The organism is Gimesia panareensis (genome assembly GCF_007748155.1).
GTDB classification, from domain to species: Bacteria; Planctomycetota; Planctomycetia; order Planctomycetales; family Planctomycetaceae; genus Gimesia; species Gimesia panareensis.
Window position 1 is genome coordinate 6,834,747 of the sequence record NZ_CP037421.1, and the last position, 21,065, is coordinate 6,855,811.

The following is a 21,065-nucleotide window of genomic DNA, read 5'->3' on the forward strand; positions in this document are numbered from 1 at the left end:
TCAGTCAGACACAAATAGCCTATTCTCTCAGGGGCAACCTGTTAAAATAGAGAGTAGGAGGCGGGAGGCCTCTGGCCCCGGACGTTTCCGGCCCCGGAAGTTTCCGACCCCGCATGTATGCTCCATCCTTAATCAATAAAGAAGGTTAAAACTCCTTGGCGGATCCAAAACGAGAAGAACTACAAGTCAAAGCAAAACGAGCCATTCTGGTCTCGGTTATCTCTCCCTCAAACCACATCGATAAGAATCAGGCCCTGGATGAATTAAAAGGTCTGGTTGAGACGGCAGGTGTCAAAGTCGTAGGTACGCTGGTACAAAGCCGCGAAAACCCTCACCCGGCAACCTGTCTGGGGAAAGGAAAACTGGCCGAGCTCAAATCAATGGTGAAACACGTTGATGCTGAGTTGATCATATTCGACAACAATCTGTCCCCCTCCCAGGGAAGAAATATCGAAGAAGAAACCGGTACGATCATTGTGGATCGGAGTGAACTGATCCTCGATATTTTCGCCACGCACGCCAAAACGTATGAGGCGAAGCTGCAGGTTGAACTGGCACAGCTGCTCTATTTCCGTCCCCGACTGAAGCGGTTGTGGACCCACCTGGAGCGTATCGAAGGGGGCGTCGGTGCTGGCCGTGGTCCTGGTGAAAAGCAGCTGGAAACGGACCGTCGACTGTTGGACAAACGCGTGGCTGAATTGAAGCGGAAACTCTCGGAAGTGGAACGTCGCCGGGAGCGCACCGTCTCCAACCGTTTTCAACAGCTGACCGTCTCGCTGGTCGGTTATACCAACGCGGGCAAAAGTACCCTGATGAATGCCCTCACCGGGGCTGACGTTTATATCGCAGACCAGCTGTTCGCCACCCTCGATACCCGTACCCGCCGCTGGGAGCTCCCGCACTGGGGAGAAATTCTGCTCAGTGATACCGTCGGTTTCGTCCGCGATCTGCCCCACCACCTGGTGGCCTCTTTCAAGTCGACACTGGAAGAAGCCCGTCAGGCAGACCTGCTGTTACACGTGGTTGACTGCAGCAATCCGGAAGTCGAACATCACATCAAAACCGTGAACGAGGTTCTCGATGAGATCGGCATCGAACACAAGCACGCAATCCTGGTGTTCAATAAAAGTGACAAAGTAGAAGACCGCTCCAAACTCGATGTCCTGCGGCTGAAATACGACAATGCCATCACCGTGAGTGCCGTCTCAGGTGAAGGGCTGGATCGGCTGGCGCAAGGCGTCATCGATCGCCTGGCCTCCGGTTATGTGATTGTGGAAATCGAGACGCCCGTCGGGAATGGAAAACTGCTTTCGCAGCTGGAGGAACATTCGCTGATCCTGTCGCGCGAATATTCGCACGATGACACCCGCGTCACATACCAGGCTCGTATCGCGCGGCGTTTCCTGCCCATGCTGCGCAGCGACGACGACACCGAGATCAGGATCCATGATGACGGGCAAACCATGTCCCCGGATCAGTTACTGCCCGAAGAATCCATTCACGAGGTTTGACATCACACCGCGGTTTCTCCCCACACAGGGATGCCCCGGCAATCCTCCGCCTGACAGCTGACTGTCATTGCATTCGGTCCAGCGGGCAGGGTATCATCAATACTGTTGGGCGTGCCAGCAAACATCCGGTTATCTCACTCTCCTGAAGTGCACGCTTACTGACGACCGTTCTGAATTTGATCTTCCCCTGCGACGGACATCCTGAGAGAAACTGACGAAACTCAAGCGCGATGAAAAAACGATGGATCTACGGCATCACCATTTTTCTGTGTCTCACCTCGATCGGCCTGGCCATCGACTGGTGGACCGCTCTGCCTGAAGGAGAACAGGCCACCTACGTCGGCAGACAGACCTGCTTCGAGTGCCATCAGAAACAGGCGGAAGAATGGAAGAGCTCCGATCACGATCTGGCGATGAACCCCGCAACTCCGGAGTTCGTTCTGGGTGACTTCGATAACACCGAGCTTGAGCACTTCGGGATCACCTCCAAAATGTCCCACGAGGGCGACAAGTATTATGTCACCACGCAGGGACCGGACGGAAAGCTGGCCCGCTTCGAAGTCAAGTATGTGATCGGCGTGCATCCGCTGCAACAGTACCTGGCAGAGCTCGATCGTGGAAAGGTCCAGGTTCTGCCGGTGACCTGGGACACGGAAATGAAGCGGTGGTACTACGCCAGCCCGGATGAACCTTTTGGCCCGGAAGACCCCCTGCACTGGACCGGCTCCGCCCAGAACTGGAACCACATGTGCGCGGAATGTCACACGACGAACTGGGCCAAGAATTATGACATCGCCACCGACACCCATCATTACTCCTTCTCCGAAATGCGCGTCAGTTGTGAAGCCTGTCATGGCCCCGGTTCGATCCACGTGAAACTGGCCAACTCGCATTCCATTTTCTGGGACCGGCGCTATGGCTATGGTCTGGCCAAACTGAAAGGAAAGGATGCCACCGCGCAACTGGAGAGCTGCGCCCCCTGCCACTCGCATCGGCGGCACGTCTCCCCGGGCCATACGCCTCTGGACCGGTTCCACGATCACTACGCTCTCTCGCTGCTGGAAGATCACCTCTATCATCCGGATGGTCAGATTGACGAGGAAGTTTACGTCTTCGGTTCGTTCACCCAGAGCAAGATGTATCGCAAGGGAGTCCGCTGCACCGACTGCCACAACCCGCATTCACTGCGTTTGAAATTCAAAGGGAACAAGCTCTGCACCCAGTGTCACCTGGAAGCCAAGTACGACGTCCCCGGACATCACCACCACAAGGTGGGCAGCAAGGGAGCGGCCTGCGTGGAGTGCCACATGCCCACTAAAACCTACATGGGAGTCGACCCCCGCCGGGACCACAGTCTGCGCATTCCCCGCCCCGACCTGACGGTCAAACTGGGAACCCCCAATGCCTGCAACCAGTGCCACACCAAACCGGATGAAACGCCGGAGTGGGCCGCGAAGAAAGTCGACGAGTGGTACGGTCCCAAGCGGCGAGACGACCCGCATTATGGTGAAATCCTGGCCGCAGGTCAGGCAGGCAACCCGGACGCGGAACGGGCACTGATCAAGCTGACCCGGGAAAAGGAAGTCGGACCGATTGTGCGTGCGACCGCCGTCTCCCTGCTCGCTTCGCGCTACGATACTCCTGAGAGCCGCAAGGTAGTTGAACGGGGCTTGAAGTCCAAAGAAGAACTGGTGCGGATGGCGGCACTCCGCGGTTTCGAAGGCTGGAACCCGCGCACGGAAGCGGAAGCCAGTCGCGTGGGCAAACTGCTGGCGGAAGGTTTGACAGATGACTCCCGTGGAGTGAGAACGGAGGTCGCCCGGATTCTGTCAGCGCTGCCCATCATGCCCGACACAGCGTCCAACCGGCAGGCACTCGATCGGGCTCTGAAAGAGTACCGGAAAAACCTGCTGACCGACGGCGATCAATCCGGTTCGCACATGAGCCTGGGAATCCTGTATGCGAATGAGGGTGACCTCAAAAAGGCAGAGGAAGAATTCCAGCGGGCCATCAAGCTGGCACCGGCTGTGGCGGGAGCCCGCTCGAATCTGGCCCAGTTGCTGGAACAGCAGGGACGCACGCAGGAGGCACAGGAGCTGAGATCGGAAGAGGTCAAACTGCTGGCCCGCGATGCCCGTCTGCTGCCGGAGAATGCCCTGCTCCAGTACCGGCTCGGTCTGCTCTACTATCTGCTCGGTCGGGAAGACGAAGCAGCCGGAGCCCTCGAAAAGGCCTGCGAGCTGGAACCCCAGTCGGCTGACTTCCGGTTGATGCTGACGCTGCTCTACGAGAAACAACAGAAGTGGGAACAGGCGCTGGACTCCGTCAAACAGTTGATTCAACTCCAGCCACAGAATCCCACGTTCCGTCAGATCCAGATGAACCTTCAGCAAAAAGCAAACCCGCAAGGCAAGTGATGCCTCACGGGTCTGCTGGAATTCAATGGCGATTCTGGAAGACGCCCCTCAAGCCGATTTGCGCAGAACGCCGGTAATCCGCTCGAAGGTATCGTTGGAATCAAAGGGGATCACAATCTGACCGGAGTGTTCGGTTTTGAGTTTGATCTCCACCTGGGCTCCCAGAATTTCCCGCAGCTGCTGCTGCAGATCGACCAGATGGTTTGTCATCTGCGGTGCCGCACTCGGCTGTTTGGCATTGGAATTATCAAAGGGAACCGTATCCGCTTCTCCCTTGAGGATCTTGCGAACCTCCGCTTCCGTCTTCCGGACGGAGAGCGACTCCGACTGAATCTGTTCGCAGAGCGCGACCTGTTTCTCGTTATCCAGGCTGAGCAACGTCCGGGCATGACCGGCTGAGATCTTCTCTGCCTGGAGGGCCTGCTTGACGGGCTCTGCCAGATCGAGCAGGCGGATCATGTTGTTGACGGTGGAACGATCCAGGCTCAGTCGCTGGGCGAGCTGCTCGATCGTGCTGTCGAACTGGCTCAGGTAATTTTTGAACGCCTGCGCTTTCTCGAGCACGTTCAGATCTTTTCGCTTGAGGTTTTCCTCGATCGCGACTTCACAGACTTCGCGTTCTTCCAGCTGCATCACCCGGCAGGGAACCGTCTTCAGTCCGGCTTCGCGGGCTGCTTTCAACCGTCGCTCACCGGCGATCAACTGGTAGGCTCCATCAAACGGACGCACGAGCAGCGGCTGCAGGATCCCATGCTGCCGGATACTGCCTTCCAGTTCCTTGAGTGAGTCCGCTGCGAAGTCCTGCCGCGGCTGATAGGGATTGCGATCGATCAGATCGATATCGATCTGGTCTGAAGATTCTGCGGGGGCCGGACTCTCCTGTGACTCAGAGGGAGAACCATCCTGATTGAGTTCCGCATCCGGGTCGCCGCCACGCCCCAGGAGGGCATTCAAACCGCGGCCTAATCGACGACGGGGAGCACCCGGATTTTCTGTTTGCTCAGCCGCGGGATCGGCTGGATTCTGATTTTGATCTTCCTGATTGTGATCTTCCATGACCTTCTTCTCTTATACTTAAACTGCCTGACAAAAACGGGAGGATGAAACGAGGCGCGGGATTTTATTTCGAATGCCCATTTGAAGCAAGAGGGCTTTGCGCGAGATCCTCGCTGAGTCCGACCGTGTTCCACGTGGAACACCTGCCTTGCCAGGTTTACCGGGCACGGTAGAGCTGGACCGATTCCGTTTCGTTTTCTGCGGGCAGCTGTGCCTGATTCAGACGAACCAGCAGGCTGGGTTTGTACCCATAGGTCTGCACCAGATCGAATCGATTTCGCACCGGATCGAACTGTTTCGCAAACTCCGGATCCCGGGCCGCGTGTGGTCCCGCAATCAGATAGACCGGCATCTGAGAGGGAAGCGAATTCAGAAACTGGAAGTCAGCCACTGGCCCGGTCAGCTGGTGCCCTTGTGCTTTCAGATTGAAGAACAGACCAGGCTCGGCATAGATGTAGAGCACCGCTTCGTCAGTACTGGAGAGATCCCGCTGCAGATCGGAGCGCATCTGCCGGGAGATCGTTGCCAGACCGTTGCGTGGTTGCCAGCCAGCAACAGACCAGGGTCTGCTAACCAGAATCACCAGGAGGGCCACTCCTACCAGACTCAGGGCGGGAACCACACGCGCCGGTTTGAAGTGCGCCTCTGACGATCCCGAGCAGAGCTCATACAGGGAGCTTCCCCCCTGTTGTTCCAGCCAGCCCGCCAGAGCCGCGATGCCCAACCAGGCGGACATCGTCCAGGGAATCGTCAGGCGCGGGTAGGGATAGTAGAGTGGAGTTGCCAGCAGGAGACCACAGAACCAGGCTGCCAGTAACCAGGCTGCCAGGGATCGAGCCAATGCTTCCGGATCAGCTTTCGAATCTGCCCTTTGATCTTGCTGAGTCTGGAATCCCCTGATGAAGAACAGCTGGAGCAGGATTCCCACGGCTGCCAGAATCGCGAGCGTCGGAGTGATTCCCACCAGCCAGGCCACCAGTAGCGGGAGCGCAGCCAGAGCTCCGCTCAACAACGTGTTCCACGTGGAACGTCCAGTTTCTCCAGTCAGCCGTTCAGACTTGATTGCTGACAGAGTCACCTCACGCCAGCGGAGTCCCAACAGGCAGCAGACCAGGCAGACCAGCCCCAGACTCAGATAACTGGGAGGCCCTTCCAGGAGTCGCAGGTTGAGCAGCTGTCGCGTGCAGGAAGCAAACCAGCCGGAGAAACCAACGACGTACCGGCTGTGATTCGAAGCGACGACCGAATAGCCCCCCCACTTCTGCAAACCGACCAGCACCGGAGACCAGACGAGGACCGCCACCACAGTGAAGGCAACAGCCCGTGCCAGAAAGCTGGTGACGGGCAATCGGTCTCGGCGATGAATCCAGAGCCAGGGTACGATCCCTGAGAAGCCGATGGCCAGAGGCAGCCAGCCGTTGTATTTGACCGACCATGCGAGACCGATGGCGAAGCCGGCCAGCAGCGGCCATTTCCAGTCAAGTGAAAGCCAGCTCCGCCATATGAGGTAGACGCTGAGCAGCAGAAAGAATCCCAGCGCAACATCCGTCAGCGCGGTGCGACTGTAAAGCAGATGCAGGTCGCTTCCCCCCGCCAGCAATGCTGCCACCAGACCAGCGGTCGGACCGAACCAGCTTCGCCCCACCCACCACATCAGCAGTACGGTCAGACTTCCCAACAGGAGTGAGGGGAGAAAGACGCCCCAGGCCCCACTTCCGAAAAAGATCATCGACCATTCTATCAGAAAGGGAAGGAGTGGCGGCGCGTAATAATAGCGGCCAGGATATTCGGCCCCCTGCTCTGCGGAGAACCAGAGGTTGGAGGCATACACGCCTTCGTCAAAATGCTCCACAGCCACGTCGGAAAGAAACAGACCGCGCGCCAGGCAGCCTGCCAGGAGGACCACCACCAGAGTGATCAGTTCCGCGCGTGAGTATTTCGTGGTGGTATCTGTGGCCTGTTTGAGAGGAGACACTGCCTGCCTTTATGAAATGGTGATCATCGATTTCAGTCCAAGTTCCCAAATTCTACAGGAAGCGGACCGCTTTGCCTATGAAACCCTGAGGCTCGTCAATTATCATAAACGGAGACATTCACCAGCTCAGACCTGAGTCTGTTCAGATTCCGGCATTGGTATTTGGTTCCGCGGGCCTACAATTCAGATAGGGATCCGATGAAATCTCTGCCCCGGAGGCAGACTGGCCTGCATGCGACCCTCATTGTTCAACGAACCATTTTGAAAGAAAAGAGAGATTAAGCGGATGAGTACTCCATCTAGTCTGTACGATGAAGCAGTCAAAATTTATGAAAGTGGGGAAGTGGAACAGGCGGTTGAGAAACTGAAAGAAGTACTGGCCGCAGATGAAAACTACGTACTGGCCCACTCCGCCTCGGCCGTCTATTACCAGAAACTGGGTAAATTCGACGAGGCCATCGAACATGCCAAAAAGGTCACCGAGCTGGAACCGGATGACAACTTTTCCTATCTGCAGCTCTCCGTCATCTGCCAGCGGTGTGGACGCATCGCGGAAGCAGAGGATGCGCTGGCGAAAGCCCACTCGATGGGACAGAAGAAATAGCATTCGCTCCCAAAACACAACGTAAACAAAACAAGCTCTCGCTGGTGAACCGGCGAGAGCTTGTTGCGTTTCAGTAGATGTAATCAGCGGCTATTCTTTGATCTCGCGGAACGGCGAGTCGGACTCAGTCTCCGCAGGAGATGGAGTCGACTCAGCATCAATCTCCTGGAACGGGTTCTCGCTTTCTTCGGTAACCATTGCCGGCTGTTCTTCAAACGAAATCCGTGCGGGTTCTGCTGGTGTGAGCTGCTTACGCGAAACAGGCACATCCCGAGAAACGGTCTGAATCTGCGAACTGTTTTCCAGGCGGGCGACCTTGAGTGGCGAGGTTGTTTTGAAGGTCCGACCATCCTGAGATTTCATCCGCACCAGCAGAGTGAGTTCCTCGCTGGCTGGCGTGCTTTGCCAGGGCAACTCGAAACGAAATCCCGAACCGGCAAAGCCGGAGTACCAGTGAGAACGAACTTCCTGGCTGTCGAATTTCCAGATCCCGACACGTCGCTGCGCTTCCGGCTGATTCAGATCGACCAGCTCCAGTTCCAGATCAGCGGGCAGCTTGACAGTCTCGCCATCCACATCATGGGGCGTGATGACGGTGGTCCAGAGTTCGTCTCCCGGTTTGCTGTCGAGGTCAACACCGCCAGTCAGCAGGCTGTTGACTTTGACTCCAGTCACCCGAAACAGGGTCTTCGACTGTTCGGGCAGCAGGCCTCCATTAGCTGATTTGGCGAGCTGCCGCTGCATGGCGGCAGACTGTTCACGGGCGGACTGCAGAGCCTGATGGGAGTCTTTCAGATCGCGCTGCAGTGCGAAAATACTGTCTTCCTGCTGGCGCAGTCGCGCTTCGAGAAGATCAGTGTTTCCCCGACCTCCACACCCCGCCAGGGTGAGAATCAACATCAACGACATCCATGTCGTAAGGTATTGCTTCATTGGAAATCAACTAATACAGAAGATCCCTCTTCTGTCTCCTGTTAATCAGAGTTAAGACTGTTCTTTGGCTCCGGGCAGATCCAGGTGATCGAGCACGTTGTCGATCAGACCGTATTCCTTGGCTTCCTGGGAATCCATGAAGTTATCGCGGTCAGTATCCTCTTCAATTTTCTCCAGGGTCTGACCGGTGTGGTGCAGCAGAATCTCATTCAGACGCCGCTTCATTTTCAAGACTTCTTTGGCGTGAATTTCCAGGTCGGTTGCAGTTCCCTGCATCCCGGCGAGCGGCTGGTGAATCATGATCCGGCTGTTGGGCAGAGCATTCCGTTTACCGGGAGCACCGGCAGTCAGGAGCAGCGCCCCCATACTGGCAGCCTGCCCGATACAGTAGGTGGCCACGTCGCACGAAATGTACTGCATCGTGTCGTAGATGGCCATACCGGCGGTGACTGAACCACCGGGCGAGTTGATGTAAAAATGGATGTCAGCTTCCGGATCGTCGAACTGCAGAAACAGCAACTGGGCGACCAGACTCTGGGCCACCTGATCGTTGACCTGAGACCCCATCATTACGATACGATCCTGCAGGAGACGACTGTAGATATCCATGGCCCGTTCATCGCGGCCATTCTTTTCGATCACATAAGGAGTAAGGACCGTCATGTAAAACTCACTTCAATTGATGATAGATTTGATGGTGGATCGTCATTTGGCAGCATGTCTGCCGACGTGTGTGCTACTTGTTCTCTTTGTCTTTTTCGCCCTTGTCACGAATCAGGACTTCGTCGACCAGTCCATACTCGACCGATTCAGCAGAAGTCAGGAAGCGGTCTCGGGCGGTGTCATGCGCAATTTTTTCGATCGTCTGACCGGTGTGATCAGCCAGGATTTTATTCAGCACTTCCCGGGTATCCAGAATGTCCTTGGCCTGAATCTCGATGTCAGAAACCTGTCCGCCCACTTCACCGAAGGGCTGGTGAATCATCATTTTGGCATGGGGCAGAATATACCGTTTGCCTTTCTGACCGCCGGCCATCAGAATCGCCCCGCCACTGGCAGCCAGACCAACGCAGTAGGTGGCAACATCACACTCGATGAACTGCATGGTGTCGTAGATGGCCATGGTAGAGGTGACGGAACCGCCGGGGGAATTGATATATAAATGGATGTCCTGATGACGATTTTCCGACTGCAGGTAGAGCAGCTTCATCACGATCAGATTCGCGCTGGCGTCGTTAATCACGCTGTCCAGAAAGATGATCCGATTGTCCAGCAGAAGGTCACCAATGCCCATCTGGCGCTGCTGTGAATAGCTTCTGGCACGTTGATTCGCCTGAGTCGGCATCTGCCCTGATAAGGGATCGAACATGATTGTATCCTGAGATGTAATAGTATGCTTTAGTGAATCGTGACGAGGTTAATTCTGTTTTTAACACTCACATCTGTTTGAACCAACGACTATCGCTGCTGCAGGAGAACCCGTCAAGTTGCAGCCCGTTATTTTCTCTGGCTCGAAGCAACCATCCCACCAACCTGTCTGGTGCCGGGGTGGGCGCAAAGTCGCTCCTATTTTAGTATCTAAGTTTATATTGTTCCTTATCCGATTTCCCCTTGTTTCGTCAAGAGACGTTATACAGCGACTCGCCCTTTACAGCGGCTCCTGTCAAAAATCACCTCCCTTTATATGGCAAGCTTAGGACCTCGCCCTGCCAGCAAAAAGTGTACAAGCCAACAGATTGTATTCCACTTCGAAAAAAAACACCAGAGACCGTCGGATCTCTGGTGCAATGTGTATAAATCGAACAGGAATCTGCCAGACGACAATGGAGCGTTTCGTTTTTCAACCTGCTAGAGCGCGCCACATTTAACCATAGCGTTTCTCAATCGAATATACTCGGTCCAAATGACCCTGGAGACGCTACAGTAAAACTGGACACAGTCTAGAAATCGGACTCGAATATCGGATCCTGTCCATAGTGCAGCCCCTGGGGGGTCAACAAACGAGCATAGATACCAGGATCCATATTGGGTGAAAACGACCTGCCACTCCCATCGCAGAAGATGACATTCACGGCACCACGGGGATGATCTGAACTGGGTCGCCAGGCCTTTCTTTTTGCGGCACTCGGATTGGCGCCGATGCGCGAATCGTTCGCCGTCGTGGCATTGACCAGATCGAAATTCGCTGGTAGTGCGAGTGAAGTTGAGCCGCTGGGGTAGACGCCCTGAATGTCGATGCCAAAGCCCAGGCTGCCGGTATCAGTGTCCGACCAGTCCCCGGCCTGGAGGTTTTCGGACAGCATCAGCGTCTGGGTCAGTCCGTCACCTGCCGAGATGATGTCGAGTGACATACGGGTCGAATAAGGTCTCCAGAAGACACCGGAGCCGAACTTGACCGGGATATCTTCCGTGGTGGTGATGTCCCCGTCCAGTCCGCCGTCCGCACTGTCGGGACGGTGTGTTTTGTCACCAGCAGTATTATAGTTCGACGTGACATAGCCCACATTGACCACATAGGAAAGCGCCCCCGGTTCCTTGTTGTGTGGATCGTCGGGGCAGTTAAAAACAGGGAAAACCGTCTTTTTGAGATCAGCCTGGGCCTTGAGTTGTTCAGCCGACGCACCAAACTGCGCAGCCAGGGGGGCCACCTGATCCCACTTTTGTCTGAACGCAACTGAATCCAGAAATGGCAGCACGGTGATGCACCAGTTGAGATCGTCGTTCCCCATATTCGGATGGGGCACGGTGACCAGGGACCTGTCCATACCTGGTTCGACCAGCAGGGGCAGGTGTGAATCGGCACCGGAAGAATAATTCACCACCGCCAGGCCGATATTCCGCATGTTGTTCAGACAGGACAGTTTTCTGGCGGGTCTTCTGCTACGAGGAATGGCCGGCAGAACCACTGCTACCAGGAGACAGGCAATGACAATTACGACGATCAGTTCAACAACTGAAGCTCCCCTGCGCGAACAGCTTTTCAATTGCTGCTTCATATCGATACTCCTTCGCATGAGAAATGGCCATCCGAATTCGTTTCAGCGAAATTAAAAATCCGTTTCATTCACTTTCTGTTGATGATACTTCTCCCCGGCCGGCGTCAGCAGACGAGCGTAGACGCGGGGATCTATTTCAGGCGTCAGCCATTTTCCACTGCCGTCACAGAAGATCACATTCACCGCGCCACCGGGATGGTTCGAACTCGGACGCCAGGCCCGACTTTTTTTAGCACCGGATTTGGATCCGATACTCGAGTTCGTCGAAGTCGTGGCATTGATCAGGTCAAATTTTGCTGGCAGTGCCAGTGTAGTTGAACCGCTGGAATAGACGCCCTGCATGTCGATGCCAAAACCGAGGCTGCCGGTATCGGTAGACGACCAGTTCCCCGCCTGCAGATTTTCAGAGAGCATGAGTGTCTGGGTCAGCCCATCGCCTTGTTGTGAAATGAAGTCCAGCGACATGCGGGAAGCAAAAGGTCGCCAGAAAACGCCGGAGGCGAACTTGACCGGAATGTCTTCCGTTGTCGAAGCATCGCCATCCAGTCCCCCATCGGCACTGTCGGGACGATGTGCTTTATCGCCCACGGAATTATAGTGGGAGGTCACATAGCCCACATTCGCGGCGTAAGAGAGTGCGCCCCGTTCGGTGTTGAACTGATCGTCGGGACAACTGAAGACGGGAAAACGAACCTGATTCAGATTCGACAGTTGAGTGATCGCAGCCTGGTTCAACGTCGCACTGGCCGCCTGGCTGGCGGTCGTATCCCAGCGCTGGCGAAAACCAACGTTATCCAGGAAGGGGAGAACCGTGGTGCACCAGGAGAGGTCATCGTGAGCCGCTTGCAGGTTGGGCGCGTCATCTGTGGACACTTCCATATTTGGATCGACCAGTAGAGGCAGGTGCGAATTCGCACCTGAAGAAAAGTTGACGACCGCCAGACCGACGTTCCGCATGTTATTCAGACAGGCCACTTTTCGTGAGGCCGCCCGGGCGCTTTCATGCGCAGGCATCATCAGCGCGATCAGAAGTAGGACGATCACGATCACCACGATCAGTTCGACCAGCGAGAAGCCGTTTCGCTGTGTCTGTTTTTCGTTTCGTGTCTGCATGCGGTTGCCCTTTGAAATGAGAAAAACCAGGCGAGAATGGTGTAGCGCGATGTTTTCACAGCGTCAGAAACAGGCGCACAGAAAGCCCACGCCCATACAGTATGCAATCAGGATATGAAAAAAGCACCAGAGACCGGCTGGTCCCTGGTGCCCGCTTGTTTGAACCGATTTGAGAACAATGACTCAAATAATGGTTGCAGTCATCTTCCCAGGCTTAGAAGGATGTTCCGTCAACAACAGCCTGTCCATAACGCAGACCGGCAGCGGTCAGCAGACGGGCATAGACGCCGGCATCCATCTGAGGTGTCAGAGATTTTCCACTACCATCGCAGAAGATCACGTTCACAGCACCACTGGGATGGTTTGAGCTGGGACGCCATGCCTGACGTTTGGCGGCAGTCAGGTTGGAACCGATACGCGAATCGGAGGGTGTGGTGGTATTCTGCAGATTGAACCCGCTCGGCAATTGGAGAGTGGTACCACTGGTGAGGAGTCCATTGACGTCGACACCAAAGCCCAGAGCCCCGGTAAACAGTACCCCTGCTTCAGCCTGATTCGTACAGGACCAATCACCAGCCTGCAGGTTTTCAGACAGCATCAGAGTCTGAGTCAGACCATCGGCAGCCGAAATGAAATCGAGAGACATCCGCGACGTGGAATTTCGCCAGAAGACACCACTGGCAAACTTGACCGGAACATCAGCAGTTGTTGAAGTGCTTTTGTCCAAGCCACCATCCGCTGAATTGGGGCGATGAGAAGTATCACCAGCCGCATTGTAGTTGGAAGTCACGTAACCCACGTTCGCAACGTAAGAGAGTGCTCCCACTTCGGTATTGAACTGGTCGTCGGGGCAGAGGAAGACGGGAAAACGATTCTGATTCAATTTGAGAAAAGCAGCAAAGTTAGCATTTCCAGTTCCTCCGGTTGTGGGATCAGCTATAGCGCTGGCGTATTGATCCCATCGCTGACGGAAACCAACATTATCCAGGAACGGCAGAATAGTGGTGCACCATGAGAGGTCGTCCCAATACTGATTGGGATTGGACGACGATGGATCGACAATGATGTTACTGTCCACGAGCAGCGGCAGCTGAGAATTGGCGCCTGAGGAGAAGTTGACCACAGCCAGGCCCACGTTCCGCATGTTATTCAGGCAGGACACTTTCCGTGCCGCGGCACGGGCACTCTGGATCGCCGGCAGTGTCAGCGAGACCAGGATACCGATGATGGTGATCACCACCAAAAGTTCGATCAGCGTAAACCCTTTACGCTTTTGCAGTTTCTGTTTTACTCTACGAGTATGCATTGTCATTCTCCTCACTAAGAATACGGTTCAAACTGATTATATATTACTTGTTGACAAGTAGCAAAAACAAACTTAAAAACGACGTGTTCTGGCAGGAAACCGGCGTTCTTCCCGCCTGAACCTGCCTGATCGGAACAGACGTTGTAAACGTCCACTCCTTTCCAGACTCTAACTCTACCTGATGGCCCGCAACCAGAGTTGTTCACTAAGGCAACATGGCATTCCCCCTCCCAGTTATGTCAGATTTATCAATTATACCCAATTGTCCCGTCCGAAAAATCAGGTAAAACAATGCTTTTTATTGTTGAATGGTATGTCGAAATCGAATCAGATTTTTCCAGTGATCAAACTTACCCGTACTGGGTTCAAAGGCCTGCTCAGCCCGGGTCCGGTCGATCACAAAGAAGCCACGATAATCGGCCTGGTTGGCGGTGCGTGCTGGATCAATCGGCGACAGTCGCGCACCGATCTGCACCGGGCTGCCATACGTTGTGGTGCCAGCTCCGGTCGCTTCAAAGTAAGCGACCGATATGAAGACGATAAATGTGTTACTCCGCGTCGTCGTGTTGGCCGTAATTTTGGACAACAGACGATTACGCGTGTAGAAATCGACTTTGTTGGCTGCACCAGCAGTACCTATGTGCTCTGCGCCGGTCGCGACTTCGAAGAGTAACCTTGGATTGTTACTACCCGAGTCTGCAGGCAGGCTGCGAAAGATGGAATTCTCTCTCAGACCATTCAAGCTAGTGCTTTGATTTTGATGCAGACTACGGAATGGCCGTGACCCAGGCGTACCTGGAATACGTGGGTTATTTGTAATTACTGGATCAGCAGCATCACGAGATTGCAGAAACTGTGTCCACCAGTTCCCCCCCCCCAAATGAGGCGCAGTCAAAGGTGGATTACGGTAGTTCGTGGCCAGATCGAGCGTGAATGCGTCACTGTCATCCAGTAAGGCTGCCAGCACCGAAGGATGCCGAACGGTATTCAGATTGATTCGACCGGGCACACGGGGATCGTTCAATGGATTGCCCAGTTGCAGGTGTGCCCTTGTGGGTACTTCAACAAATTCCAGTAGACGATACCAGCGGTTATCATCACAATTCGGTGCTGGGGTACTGGAATCGGTATCATCAGGACCACTGGGATCCAGGAATTTTTGAATGCCGGCAAAGCGAACATCATTTCCCCGTGCAACACTGGTCGTTGTATCAGTACGTGTCTGCCAGCCACTTTCGGTGGCCAGATCGCGCGTCACGCGATTCGGTCCAACAACCGGGATCGAGAACAGTTCCACCACTGAGGCAAAATCACGGTCGAAGTGAGGCTGCCAGATATCGAAGCGGGGCCGGTCATCAGAGAAGGCCCAGCCGCGTTCTGTTGAATCATCGGGAGATCCACTGTTGTCATCGTCGAACGACACAATCCCGGGAGCACCGTCAACACCAACACTGCCTGTCCCTGTATTGGAATTCGTCGTACCGACGGTATTCGCACGGTAACTTGAACCGGAGGTACCGGCAGCGTGATTTACTTCACCGGCCCCGCGGGAATAGAAGGGCTGCTCCCGTTCAAAACTCTGTAATGGATTCAATTGGTTTTGAATCTGGGTGCTCATATCAGACTGCTGCAGACTAAATTGTTTCATCCCTAAAACGACCATACTGTCGACTTCAACCCAGGGATTATCATCGTCATCCGCAGTATTGGGAGCAGGAGCAGCACGCCCCAGATGTGCCCGCCGCATCAGTCGGACAACGAATTTCAAATCAGAAGGGTTCGTACTGCCTGCATCCGTATTGGATCCGTTCAGGAAGTCTCCGCGGTTGGCGATGGGCGTGACGATATCGGCTTCTGTGGTCATCCTGAAGTCGGCGGTGTCATCATCGGTAATCAAATCTGTGGCAGGAGCAGTAATATCCTGTGGTGCGATTGTCGAGTAGGTAGGCGAACCCCCGGAGAAGTTGGGATCGACACGGAAGTAACTGGGGCGTGGCATCCCTGTCATCGGATCAGTATTTTCATTATCCCCTGCGGAGCGTACGGTATAAATCCCCCCTCCTCCGACAGCACCACTGCGAAGGGTAACTCGACGTTTGTGTGTATCATTGAGGGTACCATCAACAAGCAGGGAATCTAAATTAACGTAATCAGAGTTGGTCACACTGTTGGTGTCTTCAACCGCATCAACCCGTGGTTCCAGTCGAATCTGCCAGGCATCATTGGCGAAGCTCACCGTTCTGGTCCCGGCGTTGCGTAGTTCGATGAAGGAAAAGTAGCGATCTTTCTTGTCGTCATATTGGGTCGCATCGTGGTTGACCGGATTGTTTGACGAATCTTCGACCTTGGGAGCTTTGATCGCCAGAAATTCACTGAGAGTCAGTTTCTGTGCTTCGACACCATGAACGACTCCTCGCTGAGTTGCCTGGCTGGAAATTCCCAGTCCGGATGCGAGCGTGGTTTCGTCAGAGGTTTGATAAGGGTTATCGCCGAGACCCCACCCATCATTTAAATTCTTGTCGTATTCAAAGCGGGTAATCACATCATCAGGGTCAAGGGCATCGACTACGTTGACTGCAAACTGAGCCATCTCTTTAAGTTGAGCGTCCGTATAAAGTGCGTTCGTCAGGTTACTCGAACGATAATCAAGATTGTCTTTTGAACCTCCAAGCGTATACAGCAGCACATAAATATCACGAGCCATTCTCTGACGGTCGTAACGAGCCCAGAACTCCTGCTGCTGGGGAGACGTCGGCGGATAAGAGGGTAGGTTGAAACTGTACCAGCTACTGTTAATCGTGGTGGCAGGCAGAGTATCGAGTACATTGTTTCCGTTAAGATCTTCGCCCGCGGCCACGTCCAGGGTACCATTGCCGTTCACATCTTCTCCGGGATGTGGTGTCAGCGGACGGGTTGTGACCACACGTCCTGTTCCGGTCGAATCAAACACAACCAGCTCATTCAGATTTAATCTCATCTGTAATCGAGCTGTACTGGTATTCCCTTTCTCAACGGTCAACAAATTTCGAACTGCAGATCGAAATGGGTCAAGAGCGGTACCGGCAATAGAAGTTGTTTGACGAGTTCCATCACCATTCAAATCTTCGATATTAGTACCAATGAGCGTGCTGTAAAAATTTGAGTAATTCAAATTTCCGTTCTGATCAAGATCTCGTTCATTAGCAAAATCAGGTGGAAACTCCAGCTTACCATCTTGATTGGTATCCGCGCTGAAAAGCCAGGATGCATAACGGCTAGAGGTATCTAAATTCAATGAGCTACCATTATTCATAATTCTCGTAATGATCGCTTCGCTAAGAGCAAACTGCTTACGATCCCAACTCATCGTGGTAAATTTTTTACGAATCTGATCGCCACGTTTGTTGACCGTGGCGGCCCGACCGAAGTTGAAGGGGAGCAGATCTTCCAGACGGGATGTCACACCGGTATCATCCTGATCGGTCTGATTCATGTGCAGAAACGCCAGATCATCAGGAGTAAATGGTTCATCGTAGGGGCGTTGTACTTTCTCCAGGTCGACGGTGATTTCGTCCGCGTCATCCATCAGGACACCAAAGTTCGCCGAAGTATCGGCGACGGAATTTTTGAAGAATGTATTACCGCCGTTGTAACGGATGGCGCCGGCGATTTCGAAATCTTCATAGCCTTTCCAGCCGTTGTAGCCGATGTTGGCCAGTCGATAATTGGCACCGGTCTTGTTGTTACGGCCAGAACCATTATAGGCCAGCGGGTGCAGGAAGGACTGGGTGTTGCCCCGGTTTCCGGTCAGCGAACCGGCATAGATACCCCCTTCATAACGGTTGGCATTGTCGTCGACCAGGGTCTGTCCGGCTCGCGGAAAAGCAACCACTGGCGAGCCACTGGCATCGACAATGTAAATGCTGTCAGAGGTCGTATCCCGCAAGGCGTCGTAGAGCCGGTTCGGTTCCCCCCAGCGACCTGCATAGAGGTCGATAACATCACTTTTGGTTCCATAGTTCAGCGGACTGGGAGCACTGAATTCGGGGCGTCCAAAGTTCAGGAAGAAGTATTCCATGTTGGAGATTTCGCGCCAGTCCCGTGTACTTTCATAGGCGGTCCGGAAATCAGATGACATGGTATAGGAGGCATACGAACGGGGAGCACCGATGGCGCCATACGGATAGGGATAATCGCCAAAGAAGATACGGTGCTGCTGGAACACAGCGGCTGGCGAGGCTGAGGACTTCAGATCTCCTCCTGTTCCACCTGCCCCTTCCACTTCCGGACGGGCGTTCAATACCCACTGAGGATTGATTTCCCCTGGGGAAGACAGCCCCATATTGGAACGGGAAAGCAACAGGTATTTGTCGGTATATTTATTGGTGGCGCCATGTTCGCCGAAAAAGTTGTTGCTCGAGTTATAGTTCAGATTGATATCGCCGGGCCGCCGCATGTTACCGGCGGTATTCAGATTGACCAGTCCGTCCAGATCGTAGACGGTAAAGGAGAACAGAGGCAGAATGTATTTGGTGGGATCACTGGGATTCTGGATCGGTGGAAAATCGAGGTCCATCCAGATCCCTTCCACAAGGCCATCGTTGTCGTTGTCGACATCCAGTTCTACCACGGGAGCGCCACTGTTGAAAGAATTGGTGAAAATTCCGAGTTCACCATTAACCGCTCCATTCCCCCCCGGATTTGACAGCGGCGTGAAAGGGAAAGAATTTGTAAAGCGTAACGTTCCTGTCGGATTTCCGCCTGTATCAACAAAGGCATGATCTGGGTGAGGCCTCAAGACCATGGATGGGGTGGCAGAATTTGAGTACCAGTCATCGAGATGAATGCCTGTAGAAGTATTGCGCAAATGTTGTGGGCGTAAGAAAGAAGGGATCACAACCCGACGCCAGTTGCCGCCAGTCAGTGTATAGCCATCATAGGCCAGGAACAGGCTGTTGATATCGGGTGCCGTGTATCCCGCATCCGGCTCCGGAAAATTGGACACGTTCGGATAAGAGCCGGAGGCATAAGCACCGGGGCTCAGGTTCAAATTCTTAAAGGAAGCGTTTGCTGCTTCTTCAACCCCATCATAATTCTGGTCCACAATCAGAACATTTGAGCTATTAAAAGTGACGTTGACCCCCTGCCCCGTAAAGGGATGCAGGTCGGAACCGAACATGTTCGGCAACAGGGAATGACGGCCCGTATAGAGGGCGCTGTTATACAGCCCCTGTTCCGGCCCTTTGATCAGCTGTTCGAGCCCCCAGTTGAACAGGACATCGGCATCGAGTCCGGGATCGGCTTCGTTAAGCGAGGCTTCCGTGAAGTATTGCGCGCTGCGCTCTTCCTGCGAGGCGAAGGTATAGAAGACCACGCCCAGCAGCGACAGCATGGCGAGCAATGCGATCACGACCAGCAACGTCGATCCGCGACGGGGCGGGTGCTGCCGTGTGTCTTGTTGTTTTTTGAGTTTAAGCTTCATGGGTTTCATCTCAAAACCTCCCAATGTGACCAATGGCCGTGGCCCGGTCCGGCACAAAGGGGATGTTGCCTGCTAAATTGTTGCGTTTAACCTTCACCCTTATTCCGCAGGGGCTGAATCAGGGTCATCTGTCTGAGCTGACCGGTCGAAATGTCTTCATAGCGAATCACGATGCGAATCGAAGTTAACGGAGACGCCCGGGGAATCGGTGACTGGTTAGCCAGATCATAAACGGGGGTCTGATTATTAAATTCAGGAACTGTGGGATCGGATAACATCGGATAGGGGGGATCCTGATCTCCACCGCTGGAAGCGGCTCGCACGTGCCAGGTATCGAATACATTTTTGAAGACGTTATTTCCATGGTCTGAATTCTGTCGGGCTCCCGGAGCAAAGCGGACGGCAGACGAACTGCCGATATCGACGTAATCATGAATCCCGTCATCGAAGACTTTGATATCGAAGGAACGGACGTTTGAAAGCACCAGATCTTCCGAACGGCGCGTTCCGTTGCGGAGCAGATCAATCACACGATCGTTGGGATTGACCCGCAATGAAGGCCCCGCAGGATCCATGGGATTGCCACCACCGCCGACGGCAGTCGCATCCTGAGGGTAATTAAAGTGCTGATGCGAAGTCTCTTCGTGCGTAAAACGCCCGATAAACAGATTCGGATTCGGACTGACTGAGCTGGGAACGAACTCCCGGGAGAGTCCGGAGGCATGGTTGAAGCCAAAACGGTATTGAGGCATTCCCAGCGGAAACAGCACTTCGCTTCCGGTTGAATCATTATTTTTTAATGCATCCAGGTCATGGAAACGGGCGTAAGGTGTTGTTGGATCGGTGACGATATCGCGAAATGCTGAAAAATCAAAATCCCGCCAGAAGTTATCACTGCCAGTGGTATTATATGCTTCGCCATACAACGGAGCGGGTGTACTGGTCGACCTGAGGAAGAAAGGCGTACTGGTATTATCTGCAGAGATAGGCTGGGCGTTTTGCGTGCTGGAAAGAGCCAGCGGTTCACGAATCAGCATGACGCGGCGATAGAGATTACTCCCCCGCAGAAAATAGGATATTTCCGCAGCGGAGGACTGTGAGGTCCCATCGGGGGTAATCCGGCCATCGTCGGCTTCGGGCTGATTAGGATGATTCACCAGTTTCGACCCACCACTGGAGGGACGACCGCTGAGATCAGCGGCTTTGCCGAAATAGAAGTCTTCCGTGTCATCAGCTCGCGAAGGATTTGCGTATCGGGAGACTGTGAACTGGATGAAATCGTCCGTGTCATCGTTGGGGTCGTTTTCCGAAATATAGAAGTAACCTTTGCGGTCCTCTTTATGGAACAGATAACTGCGGGGATCCGTGGGACCTGGATTGACGCCGGCTGGAGTCGTAAATGTCTGATAATTACTGAAAGGCAGCAGGTACTGGAACGTTCGGTTTTCGAGGTCTGCCTGCAGGACGGTGACCAGCAGTCGTTCGCGCTGATCGTTTTCAGAGATCCCCCGCTGCGTGGTCATGGATCCGGAGAGCAGCTGGAAGATTTCGGTAAACATCAGCATCATCAGCAGGACCAGCGCCACTGAGACCAACATTTCGACCAGCGTAAAGCCGGCGCGGGCACTGCGATTTGCGGTGCCGCGATCAGTATGGCCCTGATGTCTGCTGTGAAACGTGTTCATAAATAACT

At 54.1% G+C, this 21,065-nt stretch carries 13 protein-coding genes; 3 read left to right on the plus strand and 10 right to left on the minus strand.

The genetic code is table 11. The annotated features are described in order from the left end of the window. Positions 1–155: 155 nt before the first annotated feature. Positions 156–1,511, plus strand: a complete 1,356-nt coding sequence (gene hflX / locus Enr10x_RS25685; protein WP_145451820.1) for a GTPase HflX — start codon at positions 156–158, stop codon at positions 1,509–1,511. 230 nt (positions 1,512–1,741) lie between these two features. Next, a complete protein-coding gene (locus Enr10x_RS25690) occupies positions 1,742–3,928 on the plus strand; it encodes a tetratricopeptide repeat protein (RefSeq protein ID WP_145114340.1) in 2,187 nt (728 codons plus the stop codon). A gap of 48 nt (positions 3,929–3,976) precedes the next feature. Here Enr10x_RS25690 and Enr10x_RS25695 read toward each other — a convergent pair whose 3' ends face one another. Next, the gene (locus tag Enr10x_RS25695; protein ID WP_145451821.1) at positions 3,977–4,984 is read right to left on the minus strand and encodes a ParB/RepB/Spo0J family partition protein; all 1,008 of its coding nucleotides are present in this window, start codon (positions 4,982–4,984) and stop codon (positions 3,977–3,979) included. 157 nt (positions 4,985–5,141) lie between these two features. Then, a complete protein-coding gene (locus Enr10x_RS25700; protein ID WP_145451822.1) occupies positions 5,142–6,959 on the minus strand; it encodes an ArnT family glycosyltransferase in 1,818 nt (605 codons plus the stop codon). 286 nt (positions 6,960–7,245) lie between these two features. Here Enr10x_RS25700 and Enr10x_RS25705 point away from each other — a divergent pair, with 286 nt between their 5' ends. After that, positions 7,246–7,563: a tetratricopeptide repeat protein gene (locus Enr10x_RS25705; protein ID WP_145451823.1), complete on the plus strand. Its 318-nt coding sequence runs from the start codon at positions 7,246–7,248 to the stop codon at positions 7,561–7,563. 90 nt (positions 7,564–7,653) lie between these two features. Here the strand turns inward: Enr10x_RS25705 and Enr10x_RS25710 are convergent, their stop codons facing one another. The 8 genes from Enr10x_RS25710 to Enr10x_RS25745 form a co-directional block, all read right to left on the minus strand. Further along, positions 7,654–8,463: a hypothetical protein gene (locus Enr10x_RS25710; RefSeq protein WP_145451824.1), complete on the minus strand. Its 810-nt coding sequence runs from the start codon at positions 8,461–8,463 to the stop codon at positions 7,654–7,656. An 84-nt stretch (positions 8,464–8,547) separates the two neighbouring features. Continuing rightward, positions 8,548–9,159 carry an ATP-dependent Clp endopeptidase proteolytic subunit ClpP gene (gene clpP / locus Enr10x_RS25715; protein ID WP_145451825.1) on the minus strand — a complete coding sequence of 204 codons (612 nt, stop codon included), beginning with the start codon at positions 9,157–9,159 and terminating at the stop codon, positions 8,548–8,550. 73 nt (positions 9,160–9,232) lie between these two features. Beyond that, positions 9,233–9,865 carry a ClpP family protease gene (locus Enr10x_RS25720; protein ID WP_145451826.1) on the minus strand — a complete coding sequence of 211 codons (633 nt, stop codon included), beginning with the start codon at positions 9,863–9,865 and terminating at the stop codon, positions 9,233–9,235. Positions 9,866–10,436: 571 nt separating this feature from the next. Continuing rightward, positions 10,437–11,492, minus strand: a complete 1,056-nt coding sequence (locus Enr10x_RS25725; RefSeq protein ID WP_232093137.1) for a DUF1559 family PulG-like putative transporter — start codon at positions 11,490–11,492, stop codon at positions 10,437–10,439. A 51-nt stretch (positions 11,493–11,543) separates the two neighbouring features. Continuing rightward, positions 11,544–12,605, minus strand: a complete 1,062-nt coding sequence (locus Enr10x_RS25730) for a DUF1559 family PulG-like putative transporter (RefSeq protein ID WP_145114355.1) — start codon at positions 12,603–12,605, stop codon at positions 11,544–11,546. A 214-nt stretch (positions 12,606–12,819) separates the two neighbouring features. Further along, on the minus strand, positions 12,820–13,911 hold the full coding sequence (locus Enr10x_RS25735; protein ID WP_197996241.1) for a DUF1559 family PulG-like putative transporter: 1,092 nt from the start codon (positions 13,909–13,911) through the stop codon (positions 12,820–12,822). A 298-nt stretch (positions 13,912–14,209) separates the two neighbouring features. After that, on the minus strand, positions 14,210–19,381 hold the full coding sequence (locus tag Enr10x_RS25740) for a hypothetical protein (RefSeq protein ID WP_145451827.1): 5,172 nt from the start codon (positions 19,379–19,381) through the stop codon (positions 14,210–14,212). A gap of 77 nt (positions 19,382–19,458) precedes the next feature. Beyond that, complete coding sequence (locus Enr10x_RS25745) at positions 19,459–21,057, minus strand: PulJ/GspJ family protein (RefSeq protein WP_145114361.1); 1,599 nt, start codon at positions 21,055–21,057, stop codon at positions 19,459–19,461. Between the last annotated feature and the right edge of the window lie 8 nt (positions 21,058–21,065).